Source organism: Tenacibaculum ovolyticum DSM 18103, from assembly GCF_000430545.1.
Classification (GTDB): domain Bacteria; phylum Bacteroidota; class Bacteroidia; order Flavobacteriales; family Flavobacteriaceae; genus Polaribacter; species Polaribacter ovolyticus.
The window spans coordinates 144,127-158,550 of record NZ_KE387164.1 but is presented as its reverse complement, the minus strand read 5'-3'; the positions used below and the strand labels follow the sequence as shown (position 1 = coordinate 158,550).

The 14,424-nt window shown below is 27.2% G+C and carries 13 protein-coding genes; 5 read left to right on the top strand and 8 right to left on the bottom strand.

The window, feature by feature from the left end; all coding sequences use genetic code 11:
• The first annotated feature begins 107 nt into the window (after nucleotides 1-107).
• From H518_RS0115440 to H518_RS0115420, 5 genes are all read left to right on the top strand, one after another.
• The gene (locus H518_RS0115440) at nucleotides 108-725 is read left to right on the top strand and encodes a PAS domain-containing protein (RefSeq protein WP_028889905.1); all 618 of its coding nucleotides are present in this window, start codon (nucleotides 108-110) and stop codon (nucleotides 723-725) included.
• Nucleotides 726-976: 251 nt separating this feature from the next.
• Nucleotides 977-1,600 (top strand): PAS domain-containing protein, encoded by a 624-nt coding sequence (locus H518_RS20025; RefSeq protein WP_051263807.1) that lies wholly within the window; start codon nucleotides 977-979, stop codon nucleotides 1,598-1,600.
• 307 nt (nucleotides 1,601-1,907) lie between these two features.
• Nucleotides 1,908-4,499 carry an AsmA-like C-terminal region-containing protein gene (locus H518_RS20020; protein ID WP_043707108.1) on the top strand — a complete coding sequence of 864 codons (2,592 nt, stop codon included), beginning with the start codon at nucleotides 1,908-1,910 and terminating at the stop codon, nucleotides 4,497-4,499.
• 131 nt (nucleotides 4,500-4,630) lie between these two features.
• Nucleotides 4,631-7,096: a DUF5686 and carboxypeptidase regulatory-like domain-containing protein gene (locus tag H518_RS0115425; RefSeq protein WP_028889904.1), complete on the top strand. Its 2,466-nt coding sequence runs from the start codon at nucleotides 4,631-4,633 to the stop codon at nucleotides 7,094-7,096.
• 47 nt (nucleotides 7,097-7,143) lie between these two features.
• Complete coding sequence (locus H518_RS0115420) at nucleotides 7,144-7,386, top strand: MoaD/ThiS family protein (RefSeq protein ID WP_028889903.1); 243 nt, start codon at nucleotides 7,144-7,146, stop codon at nucleotides 7,384-7,386.
• A 3-nt stretch (nucleotides 7,387-7,389) separates the two neighbouring features.
• Here H518_RS0115420 and H518_RS0115415 read toward each other — a convergent pair whose 3' ends face one another.
• The 8 genes from H518_RS0115415 to H518_RS0115380 form a co-directional block, all read right to left on the bottom strand.
• Nucleotides 7,390-10,053: a carboxypeptidase-like regulatory domain-containing protein gene (locus H518_RS0115415; protein ID WP_028889902.1), complete on the bottom strand. Its 2,664-nt coding sequence runs from the start codon at nucleotides 10,051-10,053 to the stop codon at nucleotides 7,390-7,392.
• Nucleotides 10,053-10,802, bottom strand: coding sequence for a GLPGLI family protein (locus H518_RS20615; protein ID WP_051263806.1), 750 nt, complete (start codon nucleotides 10,800-10,802; stop codon nucleotides 10,053-10,055). Before H518_RS20615 ends, H518_RS0115415 begins: the two co-directional genes overlap by 1 nt.
• An 11-nt stretch (nucleotides 10,803-10,813) precedes the next feature.
• Nucleotides 10,814-11,464, bottom strand: a complete 651-nt coding sequence (locus H518_RS20010) for a GLPGLI family protein (protein ID WP_262509226.1) — start codon at nucleotides 11,462-11,464, stop codon at nucleotides 10,814-10,816.
• Nucleotides 11,465-11,532: 68 nt separating this feature from the next.
• A complete protein-coding gene (locus tag H518_RS0115400; protein ID WP_028889901.1) occupies nucleotides 11,533-11,778 on the bottom strand; it encodes a hypothetical protein in 246 nt (81 codons plus the stop codon).
• Between the two features lie 274 nt (nucleotides 11,779-12,052).
• On the bottom strand, nucleotides 12,053-12,766 hold the full coding sequence (locus H518_RS20610; RefSeq protein ID WP_051263804.1) for a GLPGLI family protein: 714 nt from the start codon (nucleotides 12,764-12,766) through the stop codon (nucleotides 12,053-12,055).
• A gap of 258 nt (nucleotides 12,767-13,024) precedes the next feature.
• Nucleotides 13,025-13,735 carry a GLPGLI family protein gene (locus H518_RS0115390; RefSeq protein ID WP_028889900.1) on the bottom strand — a complete coding sequence of 237 codons (711 nt, stop codon included), beginning with the start codon at nucleotides 13,733-13,735 and terminating at the stop codon, nucleotides 13,025-13,027.
• Nucleotides 13,736-13,783: 48 nt separating this feature from the next.
• On the bottom strand, nucleotides 13,784-13,978 hold the full coding sequence (locus H518_RS0115385) for a hypothetical protein (protein WP_028889899.1): 195 nt from the start codon (nucleotides 13,976-13,978) through the stop codon (nucleotides 13,784-13,786).
• 167 nt (nucleotides 13,979-14,145) lie between these two features.
• On the bottom strand, nucleotides 14,146-14,418 hold the full coding sequence (locus H518_RS0115380) for a DUF3817 domain-containing protein (RefSeq protein ID WP_028889898.1): 273 nt from the start codon (nucleotides 14,416-14,418) through the stop codon (nucleotides 14,146-14,148).
• Nucleotides 14,419-14,424: the final 6 nt, after the last annotated feature.

The following is a 14,424-nucleotide window of genomic DNA, read 5'->3' as shown; positions in this document are numbered from 1 at the left end:
ATATACGTTTTTGTTATTTAGTTAAAAGTCTAAAACATGACTAAAGTCATGTTTGCTTTTTTTATTTTCTTATACTTTTGTATTTATTATAACCAAAAAACAAAACTATGACCCCCCAAAGCAAACAAGTCCTTAATGAAGAGTCTAAATGGGACAAAACTCAAACAATTGTTAGTAAAACAGACATCTACGGAACCATACTTTACGCAAACAACACATTTACAGAAGCTTGCGAATACAACGCTATTGATTTAATTGGTGAGCCACACAATATTATTAGACATCCAGATATGCCCAAGGTTGCTTTTAAATCCTTGTGGGATTCTTTAAAAAAAGGAGAAAATTATCATGCTATTGTAAAAAACTTAACTAAAACTGGTAAATACTATTGGGTTATTACAGATTTTACTATTGATAAAAATGAAGATGGGAAAATTACAGGGTATACTGCTCGTAGAAAATCGGTACCAAAAAGCGTAATTGATAAAATTGAACCTCTTTATAAAACACTTCTAGAAATTGAAAAAATAAAAGGAGAAAAAGTAAGTGAACTATATTTTGAAGGCTATCTAAAAGAGGAGGTAGGAAAAAACTACAATGATTTTGTTGTTGATTTATTTAAAGAAGAATCATTAAAAGCTGAACAACAACAAGAGCAACAACCTGAAGAAGAAAGTAAAATTAAAAAAGGTTTAAACTGGTTTTTCTTTGGTGACTTTCTATAGCCTTTATCAAAACACGCTATATATTTAAAAAAAGGTTTGATTCTTCACTATTATTACTATTAAAAAAACGGTAATAATAGTGAAGCATTCGCCCTTTACTAAAGTTATTAATAAAAAAAGAGAAAAATTAACTATTCACTTTTAATCCATATAAACATAATACTCTTAAAATCAGTAATATTTCATTAAATTAGAGATTACTTATTTTATTTTATTATTTTTGTTTAGACCAAATACAAATTACTATAATTATGAATAACCTCAGGCCAACCAAAGTTATTGATGAAGAAATTAACTGGGACAAAACCCAAACAATCATAAGTAAAACCGATGCTAACGGAACTATATTATACATGAATGATGCTTTCGAAAAAGCTTCAGAGTTCAATAAAATTGAATTGATTGGTGAACCTCATAACATCATTAGGCATCCCGATATGCCAAAAATTATTTTTAAAACTTTATGGGAAAATTTAAAAAAAGGCAATAATTTTCATGCAATAGTTAAAAACCTTACTCGCTCTGGTAGATATTATTGGGTTATTACAGATTTTACTGTTGATAAAAGTGAAGATGGTGAAATTATAGGTTATACGAGTCGCAGGAAAGCAGTACCTCAAAGTGTAACAGAAAAAATTGCTCCACTGTATAAGACTTTATTAGACATCGAAAATGTAAAAAGTGAAAAAGCAAGTGAACTATATTTCGGTGCATATTTAAAAGAAGAAATAGGTAAAAATTATGATGATTTTGTAGTTGATTTATTTACAGAAGAATCTATAAAAAGCGAAAAAGAAGAACAAATAAAATCACACAATGAAAAAGGGAAAATCAAAAAAAGTTTAAATTGGTTTTTCTTTGGTGATTTTTTGTAAAAAACAAAAAGGAGGCTATTGATAGCCTCCTTTTTGTTTTTATAAATTACTTTATCTTCAAACTATTATTACTTAAAAAATCACTTCCTACAAATAGCTCATTAGTAAAATGAGACTACATATCAGATAGATTGACAATTAATAAAACCTATTTAGCTTAAGGTTGTTTACTCGGAAAAAAACTTATTATTATCACTAAGAAAACTTTTTTAAGGTATAAAACTATCAAATAGCATAATTTATAATTTACTTAACAAATAATTTCTGAACTTTGCACTTTAATAATGCAAACTTTAATCCCTTATCTATGAAGAAAATATATAAAATACTGTTAACCATATTCGTTACTTTATTGGTTTTACTAATTTTAACTCCATTTTTATTTCAAGATAAACTTATTACGCTTGTAAAGAAAACAGTTAACAATAATATTACTGCTCAATTAGATTTTACAGACGCAAATCTTAGCTTATTAAGAGATTTCCCAAATGCATCACTACAACTTTCTAATGTTTCTATTATTAATGGCAAACCTTTTAAAGGTGACACATTATTATATACTAAAGAGATTAACCTAGAACTAAGGCTTACCGAATTATTTAAAAACTCAACAGAACAGTTAAATATTCAATCTTTTTCAATTGACAATCCTGATCTTACTATTTTAGTAAACGAAATTGGAATTGCTAATTACGACATAGCTAAACCTTCTGATACAGAAAGTGAGAATACAAATGATACTCCATCTAACTTTGGTCTTTCCATAAATTCTTATGAGATAAATAACGCTCATGTAAAATATTATGATAAAAAAGCAAAAATAAACCTTGTTCTATCTGAGTTAAATCATAGTGGTAGTGGAGATTTCTCTCAATCAAACTCTGAATTAAACACAAAAACATCTACATTGGTTTCTTTAGAAATGGATAGCACTTCGTATGCAAGAAATCAAAGAATAGAATTAAATGCTATTTTAGGAATGGATTTGGTAAACCAAAAATTTTCTTTCTTAAAAAACGAAGCAAAACTTAATAAATTACCTCTAGTATTTAATGGGTACGTTAAGATTAATGAATCCAATCAAGATATAGATATTAGCTTTAAAACTCCTTCATCAGACTTTAAAAATTTCTTAGGTTTAATACCTGAAACATATACTAAAAGTATAAAAGATGTAGAAACTTCTGGTGATTTCAGTGTTTCAGGAACTATTAAGGGATTAGTTACCAACAATGCTATTCCGCTTCTAGACATAAGTCTTAAATCAACCAATGCATCTTTTAAATATCCTGACTTACCAAAAAGTGTACGTGCTATTAATATTGATGCACAATTAAAAAACACTTCTGGATATGTTAATCAAACTTTCGTTAACATTAATGGGCTATCTTTTAAAATTGACGAAGATGTTTTTTCAGGAAGTGGAAGTGTTTCCAATATAACAACCAACCCTGCTATTAATGCAAAAATAAATGGAACTTTAAATTTAGCTAATATAAATAAAGCATATCCTATTGATTTAAAAAATGAATTACAAGGAATTTTAAAAGCTAATTTACATACCAAATTTGATATTAAAGCTGTACAAAACAATAACATAAGCCGCATTAAAAACAAAGGTAATATTGAAGTAACCGATTTTATTTTCTCTTCTAAAGATATTGTTAACCCTATTAGTATAAAACACACTAAAGTAGATTTTACTCCAACAACGGTTACATTAACAAAGTTTGATGCTAATACAGGAAAAAGTGATTTAAATGCTACTGGTAAAATTCAAAATTTATTAGGATTCTTATTGTCTCAAAAAAAATTAAGAGGAACTTTTAATGTGAATTCAAGTAACTTTTATGTTAGTGATTTTATGCAAGAAAACACTTCTCCTGAACAGGATAAGGACATTAATGAAGCTGAAAAAACAACGGAATCTTTAAAGATACCCGCTTTTTTAGACTGTAAGGTTATAGCTGATGCAAAAACTGTTTATTATGACAATTTAGTTTTAAGCAATGTAAAGGGTATTTTATATTTAAAAGATGAAAAGGCTATATTAAAAAATGTAAATGCAAATATGTTTAAGGGAAAAATATCTTTAAATGGTGAAGTAAATACACAACAAAAAACACCATCTTTTAATATGGATTTGGGTATAAATTCATTTGATATTTCACAATCTTTTAATGGTTTAGATTTACTAAAATCAATAAGTCCAATTGCAGCAGCAATGAATGGTAAATTAAATTCTAATATTAATTTATCTGGTTATTTAAATAAAGATTTTACGCCTAATTTAACTTCACTTTCAGGTAAAGCATTAGCAGAACTTTTAAGTACTAAAATAAATCCAAAAAACACGAAAGCTTTAAGTTTGTTAGACGATAAGTTATCTTTTATTAATTTAAGTGAATTAGACTTATCTGATATTAAAACACACCTTTCTTTTGATAAAGGACAAGTAGCTGTAAAACCTTTCAAATTAAAATATAAAGACATTGGTATTAACATTGGCGGAAATCATAGTTTTGATCAAAACATGAATTACAACGTAACTTTAGATGTGCCTGCTAAATACTTAGGAAATGAGGCTAAAGGTTTACTTTCTAAATTAAGTTCTAAAGATCAAAATATTACAGTGCCAATTACAGCAAATATTACTGGAAACATGAAAAATCCTTCTGTAAAAACCGATTTATCTTCATCTGTTTCAAAACTGAGTCAAAAATTAATTCAACAACAAAAAAACAACCTTATTAATAATACATTAGGAAATTTATTAGGTAACAAAAAGAAAGATACAACCAAAGCCTCTGCAAATAAAACTGACAAAACAGTAAAAAAAGTAACAGATGTTTTAGGTGGTTTGTTTGGTAAAAAGAAGAAGAAAAAGGGAGGCAACTAAATTCACAGGCAACCTATTAGTGTTTTTTATAGTCTTATAATTTAAGCTTTCATTATAATATATTTAACAACTTATAAACAAACACATTAAGCTTGTTGATTTATGTTTGTATGTGAAAAATTAGATTAATCATGAAAAAAAAAATTACACTACTTTTTTTAATATTTACGACCATTTCTTTTTCTCAGATTAAAGGAAGAGTAAGCAACATTGCTAATAAACCCTTATCTTTTGTTAGTGTTTATCTAGAGGGCTCTATTACTGGTACTACAACAAATAATAATGGAGATTACGAACTCGTTGTTAAAAAAAAGGGAGAGCATACGTTAGTATATCAAATTTTAGGCTATAAAACGGTAAAGAAATCTGTTGACATTAAATCTTTTCCTTTCGTATTAAATATTAACCTTTACGAAGAAGAAGTTGCTTTAGATGAAGTTTTAATTTCATCTAAAGAAAACCCAGCAAACAAAATTATTAGGAATGTAATTGCTAATAAAAATAAAAACACTGATAAATTTGCTCAGTATAAGGCTGATTTCTATTCTCGTGGATTATTTAAAGTAAAAAATCTTCCAAAAAAATTCTTAGGTCAAGAAATTGATGATATGGGAGGTGGATTGGATTCTACAAGAAGTGGAGTTGTATATCTTTCTGAAACTATTTCAAAGATTTCATTTCAAAAAAAACCAAAGAATTTTAAAGAACATATTATCGCGTCAAAAGTTTCAGGAAGTGATAACGGAATTAGCTTTAATGAAGCAAAAGAAGTAGATTTTAATTTCTATAAAAACTCTTTTCAATTAGCAGATGCTCAAATGATATCTCCTATTGCTAACGGAGCTTTTGGTTATTACAACTACAAACTAACAGGAACTTTTTATGATAAAAATGGGAGACTAATTAGTAAAATAAAACTGCTTCCAAAAAGAAAAAATGATCGTGTTTTTAATGGATTTATCTATATAGTTGAAGATGATTGGGCTATTTATGGAACCGATGTTGTTGTTACAGGCGCACAAGTAAGTATGCCAATGGTAGACTCTTTACATATTAAGCAGAATTACAATTATTCACTTTTAAATAAAGCATGGGTTCCTGTTACTCAAACAATCGATTTTAAAGCTGGTATATTTGGTTTTAATTTTAATGGTCGTTTTTCTGCGGCATATTCAAATTACAATTTCAACCCTAATTTTACTGATAAGTATTTTGGAAGTGAAATATTATCTTTTGCAGAAAACGCTACCGAAAAAGATAGTTTATACTGGAATAAAATTCGTCCTGTTTCTTTAACCTATGAAGAAGCTTCTGATTATAAATTAAAAGATAGCATTAAAACAATAAGAAAATCTAAAAAATATTTAGATTCTATCGACACAAAACAAAATAAGTTTAAACTTTTAGATGTTCTTTCTGGGTATTCTTATAATGATACTTATAATAAATGGGGGGTTAGTTTTTCTTCTCCTATCATTGGTTTAAATTTCAATACCGTACAAGGTTGGAACTCATCTATAGGATTAAATTATTACAAAATTTTAAATAAAAAAGGAAAGCGTTTTAGTTTTGGTACAAAATTTAATTATGGTCTTTCTGATAAAAAATTAAGACCAACAGGGGCTTTCTCTTACAAATGGAACAATACCACAAAACCAATTTTAAATATTTCTGGAGGTATTACCACTTCTCAATTTAACGCAAAACAACCTATTTCTAGATTTTGGAACACTATAAGTTCTGTTTTATTTGAAAGAAATTACATGAAAATTTATGAGAAAACATTTGCTAAAATTGATTTTTCAAAAGAGGTTACAAACGGTGTTCGTATCTTCTCTGGATTAGAATATGCTTACAGAAAACCTTTATTCAATACAACAGATTATGTAATGTTTCCTAAAAGCGATATTAATTATACTTCAAACAATCCTATAGAGCCTACCAATTTCACTTCTTCATTTACAGCACACAAAATGTGGTCATTTACTATGGGTGCAAACATTAATTTCGGGCAAAAATATATATCATATCCTAATCGAAAATTTAATGTAACGACAAACAAATACCCATCTTTATTTGTTGGTTATAAAAAGAACTTTGGATCAAGTAATTCGCAATGGAATTCAGATGTTATATTTTCACAATTAACTCAAAAGATATCCTTAAATAACTGGGGAGAATTTAAATACAAAGCTAAAGGGGGACTGTTTTTAGAGAAGAAAAACATTCCGTTCATAGATCATGCTCATTTTAATGGGAATCGCTTACTAATAGCTCCTAAAGACAATTACTTAAACAATTTCTACATGCTTCCTTATTATCAATTAAGTACTAATGATAAATATGGAGAACTGCATGGAGAGTATAACTTTAAAGGTGCGCTATTAAGCAAAATACCATTACTTAATAAGCTAAACTTTCATTTAATTACGAGTGCTAAAGGTTTATTTACAGCAGGTAGTAAACCTTATTCTGAATTTGCTGTTGGTTTAGATAATATAGGTTTCGGAAAATGGCGTTTTTTACGTGTAGATTTTGCAAGGTCTAATTTTAACGGAAAAAATGAAAACCGTGTATTATTTGGAATTAAATTGTAATTTCGAAGTATAAAACCTCATTGGGAGGTTAATTAAAAAAGACTCGTGTGAAAATAACTGTTTTACTTTTTGGTATTGCTACTGATTTAATTGGAAGTTCTTCTTTAGAAGTAGGGCTTCCAATTAATAGTAGCGTTAACTCTTTTAAAGATTTACTTAAAGAGCAACACCCTAAATTAGAAAAAATGAGCGCATATGCTGTTGCAATCAACGAAAGCTATGTAACTGATGAGACTATCATTCAAGAAAATGATGTTATTGCTATTATTCCGCCTGTTAGTGGAGGGTAAGTTTTATAACTTATAACCAATACTAAACATAACAACTCTTGGCATAACATAAGTTTTAGAATCTGACACTAAATAATCAGAAAAACTATTACTTTGCTTAAACGTTGTATCAAAGAGGTTTTGAGTAGTCGTTTTAAACAACCAAGGACTGTCTTCTTTTTGATATGACAATACAGCGTTAGCAACATTGTATTTATTATTAATTCCTTGTGATTTATTTTGATAATTATAATACGTGTAATCAAAATTAAAAACAAATCCTTTTAAGAAATCATAATCGATATTTACATAAGGTTCGTTGGTTACAAATTTAGAAGTTGAATTACTAGACACATAACTACCTATGCTTCTTCTAAAACCCGTTTCTATTGTTGGAAAATGATCAAACAATGTTTCGAAACCTACATCAAAAGAATAATTATTGTTCTTGTTATTTACAAAACTATTATTAATACTTTGTTTAAAACTAGAACTACTATAACTTCCTTCAATATGGTAACGTATTTTTTTAATTTTCTTTCTTAATGAACTTCTTACACTCCAATTTTTAGTAGGATTTTCTAACATATCAATAGTTAAAAAACGATTTACACCATCAAAATTCACGGCACTTCTAAACCCTTTTACTCTTTTAGTATAATTAACATTAGCAAGTAACATTAAACCACGATACAAACTAAAACGACTATAACGAATACGTGCCGAATGATATAGTTCGTTTTCTAAATTAGGGTTCCCTTTAAACACCGAATTATACGATTGTAAATAAAAACGGTTTGCTAATTTAGAAGCATTTGAAAAATTTGTTTTTAAATTATAATTCAATTGAATTTTTTTAGATTTGTTAAATTCAATTTTTAGTAGAAAATCTGGTAATACCACCCATTTATTTTTTACGATTGGGTTTAACTGATTTACTCTCCAATTATAATTATGTAAATAGGCTCCTTGCTTAAAAGTAAAGATTCCTGTTCTGAATTTATAATGCACGCCTGCAAAAAAATCGTTGTGCTTAAAAACAGTTGCATTATTAAACCCATCTGATGAAAAATTGTTATTCGAATTATCATCTAATATTTGATAATCGTTACTTACAAATTTTTCTTGTTGATGCGTATTCCCAATAGTCGTATAAATATGATTGCTATTGTTTAACTCCCAAAAATCTTTGAATACAGTATGTAAATAATGTTTTTCAGTTTGATTTAATTGCTGAATTTTCAATGAATTCTGGCTAATATTTAAGGGCTTAATAATTGGCTTAATTCTATCTAAAAAAGATTGAGATGCGCCCCAAAAAGTAGTTGGGTTGTTTTTATCAAATGTATAATCTAAAACTGTAGAAAACGTATGCTTTTTTGATTGATCTTTATGCCATTCTATATTCTGATTTACATACCAAATATCATTTTCTTTACTTGTTTCTATACTATTTACATCATTATTTATTAATGAAGAGATCGTATTTAGCTTATTAACTGCTGATTTCTTTACTTGTGTTCTAACATACCATTGCTCTTTATTATTAGGGGTATATTCAATATTAAACTTACCGATAGCTAAAACATTTTTTAAATTCGTTTTGCTTTTCTTTTCCTCTAAAAAAGTAGCATATTCATTTAACTCTTCATTAAAACTTTGGGTATTATTATGAGAGAAAATAGCATAGCCAGATATATCTAATTTACTCGCTACTGTTTTTGTAATGTTTAAGGCTGCGAAACGCTGTATACTTTTCAATACATCTTTATTTTCTAAAAACTGTGAAAAATCGCCACCTTTCCAATTAAAATTACCACTAAAAACAGCGTTAATTCCTCCTTGAAAGTTCATATAGTCTTTAAAAGTGAACGTTTTTTCGCCTATATTATTAAGGTTACCAATAAAATTTACATTGGTTTTAGGTGAGTAATAAAACAAATTCGCATTCGCTTTATAAAAATTGCTATTTCCTTTACCTCCTTCTACATCTCCAAAAATAAAATTTTTCTTATCTTCTTTTAATTTAATATTCATAGCCATTTCATCGGAATCGCTGAGACCTTTTAAAAATGACACTTCATTGTAATTGTCTATTACCTCAACCTTATCAACTGCATTTGCAGGTATATTTTCTACGCCTAATTTAGTACCACCACCAAAGAATTTTTTCCCATCAACTAATAATTTTGTTACTTTTTTACCTTGTACGGTTACACCTCCGTTTTTATCTACTTCAATACCTGGTAATTTTGTTAAAACATTTTTCAGCTTACGCTCAGTACCGTTTACAAACTTATCGGTGTTATAAATAATGGTGTCTTGTTTTACCATTATAGGTAATTCTATTACAACTTCGTTTAACTGGTTTTTTGCTTCTTTTAAAACAAAATTTTTAATACTACTTTCTGCCGATATTATCTCAAACTCAATTTTTTCATAACCTAAATAACTTATACTAATTGTATACCCCTTACTTTTAGTAAGTTCTAAACGATAACGACCTTGCTCATCGGTAATTGCAAAACTCATGTTTTTAGTTACATCTTTTGGTTTCGCTATAATATTGGCAAATGACAATGGGTTTTGTAAGCTATCTTTAACTATCCCTTTAAAAACAACAGTTTGACCACTACAAGTAATGCCCGTTATAAAAATTAATAAGGTAAATACTATTCTTTTCAACATTAATGTCTATCTTTTTTTCTTCCCACACCTCTAAAGAAATTTTTATTCATTTCTGCATATTCCTCATGTGTCATTCGCTTCCCTTCTCTTGGTTTTTTTATGACAATTTTTTTAGATGGATTTAAAACAATTTTCGTCGCCTTTATACGTGTTGTTTTATAAGAAACTTCTAAAATTAACCCTGGAAGCCCAAAATAATCTTTAGGACCAAAACTTACTGGTATTACAGGTGTAAACCATGCTATTACAGTTAGTGCTGGTTTATCTTCTCTTGTTTTTATTTTTGCGACAGCTTTAAAGCATTCATAATCTTCTATTTTCTTAGTATCCTGCTTTATAATCCATTTCGGTTGCAATAAATTTACTCTTAAAAATTCACCTAAATTAATTTGTTTAAAGTAATCCTTTTTTACAGAGTTTATGTAGTACTTATTATTACCTCCAGCAAATATTGATGTCATATTTAGACCTTTATTGACATCTTTTTTCATTTTATCTTCAACTTGGTACAGCGATTCATTTTTAGATAATTCTAAAACACCAATAACATCTTTACTATTCATTAATATTTTTCTAACATATGAATGTGTCGATTTTGGAGTATTTCCTTTTTTTAATAACGAATCTACTTGTTGCTCACTAAATGGCTTTAGTGAAACTGTATAAAACACTTTACCTTGTAAAGTGTTTTGAGCTGAAAGTATTGTTGTGAATAGTAAACTAAATAGTAGGAATTTTGTTTTATTCATAAAAAGTAGTATTAAAAACCTAACTCTTTAGCCATTTTTTTTAATTTATCTAAATATTCTTTTTCAGTAATAGACACCCCTTTAGTGGGCTTTTCTATATCAACTCTAGAAATTTCTTTAAGTTTTATTTTTGAAGCTATAATACTTATTTTTCCAATTTCCACTTCCAATATTAATCCTGGTAACCCATTATATTTCTTAGGGCCAATACTTAAGGGAATTTGAGATGTAAACCATGCTATTGTTTTATCTTTCGATATTGCTTTATAACAAAGGTAATTTCCTATTTTCTTCTTCTCTTGAGTTATATCCCATTTAATAGGTGGGTATTCTATTAAAAAAAGTTCATCATATTTATTTACAGATTCAAGAACTTTTCCTTTTTCACTATAAAAAACACCGTCACCACCTCCAACAATCTCAAAAAAATTAATTTTTTCCCTTTCACCAACTTTATTAAACTTAACCTTTCTTTTATATAGTGATTTATCTTCTTTAAATACTAATTCAAAACTAGCAGTTGATTTAAAAAATGCTTCTAATTTTTTTGATTGATAATTTCTAATTTTCTCATTATTACCTACAACTTTATATAAAACAGTTCCTGTTTTTTGACTAAACATAACAGTCATTGAAAAAAATAATGTCGTAAAAAATAACATTCCTTTTAGCTCCATAATATTATATATATTACCCAGTAACATAATTAATATTACTGGGTATTTTAGGTTTAATTATTATAACAATCTAAATAAATAGCATGGTATGCATCCATCATTACTCTAAAATGGCTGCTTTCTCTTGAAATATCAATATTGTACTCTTCTGACGCCTTTAAAATAACTCCTCTTGCGTATTGAGCACATTCACTAGCACCACCATCTTCTATTACTGACATTTTTTCTACACTTGAATTTGCATTCACTAAACCACTTGTAGCAAATACCATTGCTACCATTAAAATTACTTTTTTCATTTTTAAAAAAATTTAAATATTATTAATTGATTACCCTCCTCTATCTTTCTATAAATAAAGGCAGTACATTAAAAAAATAAAAAGAGAAATGCGCGCAATTTATAAACATTCTTCTTCTTTTTACTAGCTAGCATGTAATAAAAAACGATCAATTTTTATATCACAATTTCAAAAATAGGATTTTTTTTTCACAAAAAAAAAATGATGTTAAAAAGAGCAACCGAGTTAATATAAAAGGAAAGAAACAACTACTATCTAACAATATATCAACACGTTAAATATTTTTAAAGTTTTTTAGCAAATATTCATCGAATTGTTTCTGAGTGATCTTTTTTCCCTTAGTAGGTTTAATTATATTAACTTTATCTGACTTTAAAACAACCTTAGTAGCAAGGTATGTTATTTTTTCTTCCTCTAACGCAATAATAGCCCCAGGTAAACCATGGTAATCTTTTATTCCAAATTTTATTGGTACGTCTAAAGTATACCAAACAGTAACATTTTTATTAAATTCTTTCCCTCGTATATTTGTTATTTTTTTAGTAGTTGTAGCTTTGTAACAATTATACTCACCAATTTTTCGTCTTTCTTGAGACAAATTCCATTTGTACTTTGGGCTATTAACAATAATAAAATTATCACCTAAAACTTCTTTTTGTATTAAAGACTCTTTTATTGATAAATTATAATAATAAACTCCATTACCAACATAAGTTGACGTAAAATCGAATTTACTCTCACTATCATTTATCATTTCTTTCTTTCTTTCAAAAACAGACTCTTTATTATTGAAAACTAATAAACAATATTTATCTTTTTGATCCTTTAATATTTTTGTCAGTTTTTGATGAAACCTATTCTTTTTATCTTTTTTTTCGAAACTAGCTTTATTTAAACTAGCTCTATATACTATTTCACCCTGAGTTTGAGAAAAAGCGATATTAAATACAGCTAAAGTTAACAGTAATATTATTTTTTTATAAATCATTTTTATCTTTTTAAATATCACATCTCTTCTTACCTATCACTATCATTCTATAAATAAGAGAAGTACATTAAAAAAGAGAAATGCACGCAATTTATAAACATTCTTCTTCTTTTTCACTAGCTAGCATGTAATAAAAATGATCAATTTTTATATCAAAACTTCAAAAGTATTTTTTTTTCAAAAAAATAATGTTAAAAAGAGCGATGAAGTTAATATAAAGGAATAGAAATAATTACCTCCTAATAATATATCAACCCGTTAAAAATTTTTAAAGTTTTTCTGTAAATATTCATCGAATTGTTTCTGTGTAATTTTTTTACCTTTATTTGGCTTGGTTATTTTATATGTTTTATTTAAAATAATTTTCGATGCACTATAGGTTATTTTTCCATCTTCTAGAAGTATAGTTGCTCCGGGTAAGCCTTGGTAATCTTTTATTCCAAATTTTATTGGTATGTCTAAAGTATACCATGCTACTATATCTTTTTCTACCAAATTTCCTTTTCTACCTATTGTCCTCTTTATGGTTTTAGCTTTATAACATAAATAGTCTCCTATCTTCTTTGTTTCTTGTGTATATTTCCATTCATACTTAACATCATTATCTATAATAAAATTTTCTCCTAAAGATTCTTTTTGAATTAAAGATTCATTTAAATGAATATCATAGTAATATATTCCACTTCCTGTGAAAATAGCGGTTAATGGGTTACCACTATTTTCCTTTTCAAGAACATCATCTTTCTTAAATAATGCTTTTTTATTATTAAAAGTCAATACATAAAAAATATTCGACTCTTTTTTAAGTTTTTTTAAAAAATTTCCTAACAACCGATTTGATGTTTTCTTTTTTAAAAATTTGCTCTTATCTAAACTAGCTATATATATAACTTTCCCACTATTAACCTGTGAAAAAGATAATTTAAAAAACATTAATAAAGATATTAATATCAACTTTCTTTTGTTCATTTTTTCTGTTTTTAAAAGAATGAACTGACCAAATGATCAGCTCAATATTTACTTTCTAGAATGTAGCATCAAGACATTTACTGAACATATACCTAAAAACATTATTAAAATCTTCATTCGATACCCCCTATCACCCAGGCTTTCAACAGCTTCCACAGCTTCAAAAGCATGTGTAAAACAACTTATTTCTTCAGATTCTTTAAGGTTATTACCTGCATTCACTAAATTACTCGTAGCAAACATTATTACTAAAATTACTTTTTTTATTTTTTAAAAAATTAAGTTTTGTTAATTAATTTCTACTCCTAATATATAGAGAAGGGCAACGGAGCTAATATAAAAACTAGAAAAGTCATCTAATCGTAGCAAAAAAATGAATAATTACTTCGTCTTTTCTTCTTGTAATTACATTATTCTTTTAAATACTTTCCAACAAAGAAAGTTCCGAAAGGAAGAATAGATAATAGACAAACAATTCCGAAGGTTTTACCACTCCAGTTCAATTCAAACTTTAACATAATTGCAATAATTATGTAGGCTACAAATAATAATCCGTGAGGCATTCCTAACATTTTCACATATTCTGGATTACCTTGTAAATACTTAATAGGTGTTGCTATAAAAAGTAATAACAAATAAGAAACTCCTTCTAATAAACTTACTATTTTAAAGATATTAATCATGTCTTT

What these genes read in the sequence shown, in the direction of transcription:
- H518_RS0115440 (WP_028889905.1), top strand. Translation starts at nt 108, where the DNA reads ATGACCCCCCAAAGCAAACAAGTCCTTAATGAAGAGTCTAAATGGGAC.
- H518_RS20025 (WP_051263807.1), top strand. Translation starts at nt 977, where the DNA reads ATGAATAACCTCAGGCCAACCAAAGTTATTGATGAAGAAATTAACTGG.
- H518_RS20020 (WP_043707108.1), top strand. Translation starts at nt 1,908, where the DNA reads ATGAAGAAAATATATAAAATACTGTTAACCATATTCGTTACTTTATTG.
- H518_RS0115425 (WP_028889904.1), top strand. Translation starts at nt 4,631, where the DNA reads ATGAAAAAAAAAATTACACTACTTTTTTTAATATTTACGACCATTTCT.
- H518_RS0115415 (WP_028889902.1), bottom strand. Translation starts at nt 10,053, where the DNA reads ATGTTGAAAAGAATAGTATTTACCTTATTAATTTTTATAACGGGCATT.
- H518_RS20615 (WP_051263806.1), bottom strand. Translation starts at nt 10,802, where the DNA reads ATGAATAAAACAAAATTCCTACTATTTAGTTTACTATTCACAACAATA.
- H518_RS20010 (WP_262509226.1), bottom strand. Translation starts at nt 11,464, where the DNA reads ATGTTATTTTTTACGACATTATTTTTTTCAATGACTGTTATGTTTAGT.
- H518_RS0115400 (WP_028889901.1), bottom strand. Translation starts at nt 11,778, where the DNA reads ATGAAAAAAGTAATTTTAATGGTAGCAATGGTATTTGCTACAAGTGGT.
- H518_RS20610 (WP_051263804.1), bottom strand. Translation starts at nt 12,766, where the DNA reads ATGATTTATAAAAAAATAATATTACTGTTAACTTTAGCTGTATTTAAT.
- H518_RS0115390 (WP_028889900.1), bottom strand. Translation starts at nt 13,735, where the DNA reads ATGAACAAAAGAAAGTTGATATTAATATCTTTATTAATGTTTTTTAAA.
- H518_RS0115385 (WP_028889899.1), bottom strand. Translation starts at nt 13,978, where the DNA reads ATGTTTGCTACGAGTAATTTAGTGAATGCAGGTAATAACCTTAAAGAA.
- H518_RS0115380 (WP_028889898.1), bottom strand. Translation starts at nt 14,418, where the DNA reads ATGATTAATATCTTTAAAATAGTAAGTTTATTAGAAGGAGTTTCTTAT.